Source organism: Chlorogloeopsis fritschii PCC 6912, from assembly GCF_000317285.1.
Taxonomy (GTDB): Bacteria; Cyanobacteriota; Cyanobacteriia; order Cyanobacteriales; family Nostocaceae; genus Chlorogloeopsis; species Chlorogloeopsis fritschii.
Genome location: NZ_AJLN01000070.1, coordinates 25,015 through 31,381, shown reverse-complemented (window position 1 = coordinate 31,381; position 6,367 = coordinate 25,015). Strand labels below are relative to the sequence as shown.

Below are 6,367 nucleotides of genomic sequence, written 5' to 3'. Positions count from 1 at the left end.
GAAAAGTCACGCAAAAACTCCGACTTTTTTAAAAAGTCGGAGTTTTATATTGTCAGTTTATTTAAGTTGACTTACTTAATAGTTTATTTTTATAGCAACAGCCAAAGTTGTTAGGAACTCAACAGATGATAGAACTTAAACACCAAAAGAATTTTAACTCTGTTCCTTGTCACCTGTCCCCTTTCACCTGCTATAATTACCATTTTTTTTAACTATTAGCTATTAGCTATTTGCCACCAATTCTGGTGTTACAGCAAAAGTTAAAACCGTTTCATCTATTCCTTTTAGTTCTAATGGACTACCTTTAATAATTTCATCTTCTTGCAAATAATCTGCTACAGCAGCAGAAACAAGTATAGTACCAGCAACAGCAGCTTGTTGTAATCTAGCAGCAATATTAACACTAGGGCCTATGGCTGTATAGTCAGCACGTTCGATACTACCAAACATACCCACAACTGCCGTACCTTGGTGAATGCCACAACGAAACTCCACGCTTTTACGTTCTGTAGCATCGAAAATTCCCTGCTCTCGCCAACGCTGATTTAGAATTTCTAGCGATCGCAGCATTGCTCTAGCGGTATTAACAGCACGCCTAACTTGTTCGTTTGGCGTTAGTTCTTCTGGTGCCCCAAACAGAGCTAGAATAGCATCTCCCATAAATTTATCGACGCTGCCGCCATTATCAAATACCGCTCTTGTCATAGCTTCTAAATATTCATTTAGCAACTCGGCTACTCGTCGCGATCTCAAGGTATTTGCTAGCTGAGTAAAACCGACAATATCACTGAATAAAACTGTAATTAAGCGGGGTTCTGGGCGTAAATCCAAAACTAAATCTCCAGCCGCAGCTTTTTTTACCAAAGCAGGTGGCAAAAAGCGCTTGAGTACAGATTCTGTCAAATAAGTGTTTAACTCTACTACCTTGCGTTCATTTTCCTTTAAAGCTAGGAGATTTCGCACCTCTGCCAACAGTTCGCGATCGTTAAATGGCTTTGCTAAATAGGCATCTGCACCACGTTCTGCACCTTCAATCCGAGTTTCTTCATCAATTTTCGCTGTCAGCAGAATGATTGGTGTTCCTTTCAACTTTTCTTCATTGCGGATCATCCGAATCATTTCCAAGCCTGACACCACAGGCATCATTAAATCGCTCACAATTAAGCTAGGCAAAATTTCCTTCGCAATTTGGAACCCTTCTGAGCCATTACGAGCTGTTTGTACTTGATAACCAATATTACGTAAAATACCAGACACGTAGGTACGCAGATCTGGATTGTCATCTACAACTAGGATCGAAGAACCAGGGGTTAGAGGTTGGGTGCTAGTTACTTGTTCTTCCCCAATCCCCTCTTCTATCAGTTCTAAATCTGCCAATTCTACAGCAGCACGGCTGATATTAACTTCCACAGAGGCTTCCAGTACCTGCTCTGGAGGCAGGTGAGCGCTACCAGGTATCAACCAGACACTAAAGGTAGTACCTTCACCGTAAACTGATTCCACAGTGACTTTACCACCGTGAATTTCCACCAGTTCTTTGACTAAAGCTAAACCCAAACCCGTACCTTCATAGGAACGATTTTCTGAGCCTTCAGCTTGGCGGAAGCGTTCAAACAAAAGAGGTATTTGTTCTTTGAGAATACCGATTCCAGTATCTTGGACTTGCAGTAAGCAATTTTCGCCTTGAGGCTGCACTATAACAGAAATGCTGCCGCCTTCGGGAGTAAACTTCATGGCATTCGACAAGAGATTATAAACTACCTTGTCGAATTTTTCCATGTCCAAGCAAACTGTAGAACATTCAGCCATGTCAGTAACTAAATGCAGCCCCTTTTTCTGACAATAAGGACGAAACGACTCGACAATTTGGCTAACAAATTCAACTAAATCGCAAGGACGAAAACTAGGCTGCATACGCCCTGCATCCAAGCGTTGCAGATCCAGAAGTTGATTTACCAATCGCAGCAGGCGGCGAGAGTTACGCAGAGCGATCGCACTTTGTTCGTAGGATAACCCCTCTTTGGAGGCCACAGCAGATTCTAATGGCCCTTGAATTAAGGTAATGGGTGTACGAAATTCGTGAGAGATATTTTGGAAAAATTCGGTTTTTTGTTTGTCTAACTCTAACAAACGTTCAGCCTGTTCGCGAGTTTTTTGGTACAAGTGAGACTGCTGTACCGCGATCGCTGCTTGTGCTGCTACAGCTTTGGCTAACTCAATCTCAAACGGTAGCCATGTTCGCACACTATTGCCTTCGCGTAATGTAATGCTACCAATGGCTTTGCCATCAGCAAGCAGGGGAACTACCATCAGCGATCGTGCTGGCAGTCGAAAAGGTAAATCAGATCCCTTAGTTTGTGGAGGACACTGCCCCATATCGCCAATTACTACTGGCTGTTGTGTCCGCAACATTTCTTGGAGAATTGGATTCTCTTTTATTGGTGTTTGTGATAAAGGTAAACTATGATTACCAGCATGGTCAGTATGACTTGAATTTTCCGTTTCTATATTTTTATAACCGTCATATAAGCCTACGCAATGAACAAACTCATCTTCCTCTGTCCACAAAGACAAGACACAGCCATCCACTTGTAAGGCTTGTCCGAGTTGATGAGTAATCGCTGCAAAGATATCTTGCGGATCTAAGCTAGAGCGAATAGCACTAGTAATCGTATTAATCAAAGCTTCCCGTTGAGCAAGAGCACGTACTTGCTCGTAAGCATAAGCTTGAGATAAAGCAAGAGCTGCTTGATCTGCCACCATCATTACCAACTGCACCTCGTCTTCACTCCAAGCACGGGGCTGGTTACACTGATGCAGTGCCAGCACCGCCATCAGTTCTTGTCGGCAAATCAACGGCACTACCAAACTAGAACAAATATTAGCTTCAGCAAAAGCAGCAGCGCGACTTTGAAGTTCGGGAGTTTCGCCTTGGATACGTTCATCGCTAGTAATATCGTGAATTACCTGTACTTCGCGAGTTTCCCAGACTGTCTGTGCCAAAGAGGAAGGGGAGAGGGGGGCAAGGGGCGAGGAGTGAAAATTCTCCACAATAGCCTCTTCAATGGAGGGAACCCCCACACGCGACTGCCTCTCTTCCACTGGCTGGGCACCTGTCCACACCCCAAGGGAAGCCGCCCAAAGAGGATCTACAACGGCAGCAATCTCCGCACGCGGCTGGTTATCCCACTCTTCTATTCTTTGAGAGAGCGTCTTTTGGTAAATAAATCTTTCATCTACCAACCGATTCTCTTGAAATGGACGCAAGAGGCAGACATCTACCTCCAACATATGACCTACAGTATCCACAATTGTTTGTAGAATTTGCCGATAGTCTAAGGCACCACGAATCGTATTGGTGACGGTATTTAGCAGCGATTCCTGACGAAGCGTGCGGGTTAGTTCACGGGTACGAGCTTTAAGGACATTATGAGTATCCAAAGCTTGACGTACTACCGCTTTCAGTTCTTCTGCTTCCCACGGTTTGGTGACATATTTGAATACTTTACCAGAGTTAATCGCTTCTACCAGGTCTTCGACATCGGTGTAGCCAGTTAAGATGATGCGGATAATGTCTGGATACTGAGTCGCTGTTAGGCTTAAAAATTCAGTACCGCTCATCATCGGCATTCGCTGATCGGAGATGATTACTGATACATCTCCCTCTTGCGACAGTAGATCCAATGCTGCTGGGCCAGAATTAGCCCTCAGCACCTTATAATCGCGATAAAAGGTGCGGTACAGCAAGTCAAGGTTGTCAGGTTCGTCATCGACAACCAGAATTTTAGGCTTATAGTTTGCTTGGGATTTCATGCACCGCTTTCCTGCTGCAAAGGCAGTCGGATAAACAATAATCTGATCGGGTAGGGATGAAACTGAGTCAGGTAAGAGCAGAGCATTTCGACTTTATAGGCTGTTTGCTGCCAAAATTGCTGACTGGAAGAGGTTTGCTCACAACTATTTACTCCCGACGATGACTATTTGATACCATATGCATTGCTCCAAGTTGGTTTCAATATCCAGTTGAAGTTATATATGCTGCATATTAAGTTTTCCCGTCATAGCGCCGACACTAACACTTTCAGGTAAATTTTATTGATGGTTGTCATTTGCGAAGCAAAGGCTTTACAATCATAAGCTCAAAAAGTAAGTATAATATGAGACAAAATGCTAATTAAAATTTAGCCATCAGCATCATCGGCAAGAAAAGTGCCAACTAGGTAGGGAATGTTAAATGAGGATGAGACATGAGAGACTGAGGATTGTAGAACATTTGTTACTATCTCTCCTAGTTCCTAGCCGTTAGATTCTGCTTCAACCAGTCCTTAATCCTTAACACTAACTTTTTCACATAAGTTGAATGGTGTTTTAGGATATTGGAAAGGATTGTTGTTAAATCAATTCAACACGAAACTAACCTTGACATCCTGGTTTTTAGACCCATTCCACCAAGAACCGTTCGTTATAGCCGCCGAACAAGCTTCCTGCCATTTCCAAATTCGTGCGGCTACAGCTACTGATTTGATTGCTGTTGCTCAAATTATTGCCGAAAGCTTTCACTCCCAAAAAGGTTTCTGGGGATGGGCTTTCCCCTTACTGCGTTTGGGAATTTACGAAGATTTAAGACATCGCTTGGCATCGGCAGCACCCCATCATATTTGTTTGGTTGCTGTTGACACTACTACTGGTTTATCTGATAACTTAGTTGGTACTGTAGAGTTGGGCGTGCGATTCAATGATTCTTGGACAGAGGTGGGCAGGAGTTTTCCTTATCTGTCTAATTTAGCTGTTCACCCCAAATACCGCAGACAAGGTGCTGCCTCACAGTTGCTTGCAGCTAGTGAAAAAATAGTTAGAGAGTGGGGATTTGAAGAACTATATCTCCATGTTTTGGAAAATAACTATCAAGCACGTCAGCTCTATTTCAAGCAGGGGTATCGAGTACACAAAGTTGAATCTACTTGGAATATATTCTTTTTGAAGCGATCGCAACAAATATTATTACACAAACACCTTTTGGTTGATTAAATTTAGCTGTTTGTTAGCGATTGTGTCGTCAATTCTGACTTTAAGGTTGACTGAGCTGGGAAGGTTAGATAGATTCGCTAATCTGTGAAACTTTTCATCTGGTTGAGCATCTAGCCTGTTCTCACCAAATACAGTTAATTTTCAACGAATTTATGCTTTTACATTTTACACACCACTATAATAAATTAGTTAAAATTAATGTATATATAACTCTATGGTTATCAAGCAAGAATTTTATAAATCTATTAGGTGATTGAATAGTTGATGGTGAAATTACCAAAATTTATGATTTTGCTCTTAATATAAATATTTTTCTCTAAATCCTGATTATATATACATTTATTAATATCTTTCCAAAAAAGTAAATATATTATTAGAACAATTAGAAAAACATTGTTTTTGATTTAAGCTTGATGATGTAAAAAGTTGTTGCATTCATAAATATGAGTATTTTTGATAGTAAAACAGATTATGTTTGTTATAACAGTAAAAATACTATTAATAATTCTTAAAATCCTCACAATATCTTTGTATCTTATATATTCATCTTTATAAAAACTTTAATAAAATCTACCTATGAAAGCAGACAAATCAATTTAAATCTCATAAAATTATGGTTACTTAATAACAGGGCAGAATCTATATTATTTTTTATCTTAGTTCAATTGACTCAAAAGTTGATAATTAAGATAAAAGAAAAACTTTGATTAAATAACAATCTATTTTAAGTGCAAGCAATTATCAAATTCATTTTCTTTTTGGGAAAAGATGGATAGCGAAAAGCGCCGACGCTATCAGACTGCTATGGTATCTACCTATTACCCTGACACTAGTTTCCTTGACTATATTGTCATGCCAGATGGAGCTGAACGATCCTATGGCTCGGATATCCTCAAAAAGCTGTTGAGCGGAAAAGTATTCATGGTCAACAGTCGAAAGCGAAATGGATTAATACTTTTTAAACAATATCATGCCGAGTTTGCCGGACCGGGAGCAGCAGTGGGTGGCGATTATGATCGCGATTGTCAAGGAGCGTTGCCAATAGGAAATCTGTCTTTGTTGCCTCCTGAAACTAATGAAGAGCGGCAGAAAGCTTACCTAATTAGGCGACAGTGGATTCGGTTGATTAAGCAAATTACAGAAAACCCAACTCCTCAGCAGCGAGTTCAAAAGATTCTCGATCAATTTGAACAATATTTTCCACCTGAAGTTGTAGCCTTACTGCCAGATGAGGCTTTTGCCCTTTTAGTAGGTGTCTTGCCGCAAACTGTAGCAGTAGTACGCCGCTTGGGCAGCGAGGTAGATAATAGATTTTATTACTAAATGAATGGTTCTGATT

General features: G+C 40.9%; 3 protein-coding genes. 2 read left to right on the top strand and 1 reads right to left on the bottom strand.

Features of this window, described 5'->3' with window-relative positions; genetic code table 11:
- Positions 1-222: 222 nt before the first annotated feature.
- The gene (locus tag UYC_RS0113005) at positions 223-3,813 is read right to left on the bottom strand and encodes a response regulator (RefSeq protein ID WP_016876268.1); all 3,591 of its coding nucleotides are present in this window, start codon (positions 3,811-3,813) and stop codon (positions 223-225) included.
- Positions 3,814-4,419: 606 nt separating this feature from the next.
- Here UYC_RS0113005 and UYC_RS0113000 point away from each other — a divergent pair.
- Together UYC_RS0113000 and UYC_RS0112995 are read left to right on the top strand one after the other, a co-directional pair.
- Positions 4,420-5,028: a GNAT family N-acetyltransferase gene (locus tag UYC_RS0113000; RefSeq protein ID WP_026087572.1), complete on the top strand. Its 609-nt coding sequence runs from the start codon at positions 4,420-4,422 to the stop codon at positions 5,026-5,028.
- Between the two features lie 768 nt (positions 5,029-5,796).
- Positions 5,797-6,351 carry a hypothetical protein gene (locus UYC_RS0112995; RefSeq protein ID WP_016876266.1) on the top strand — a complete coding sequence of 185 codons (555 nt, stop codon included), beginning with the start codon at positions 5,797-5,799 and terminating at the stop codon, positions 6,349-6,351.
- The last annotated feature ends 16 nt before the right edge of the window (positions 6,352-6,367 follow it).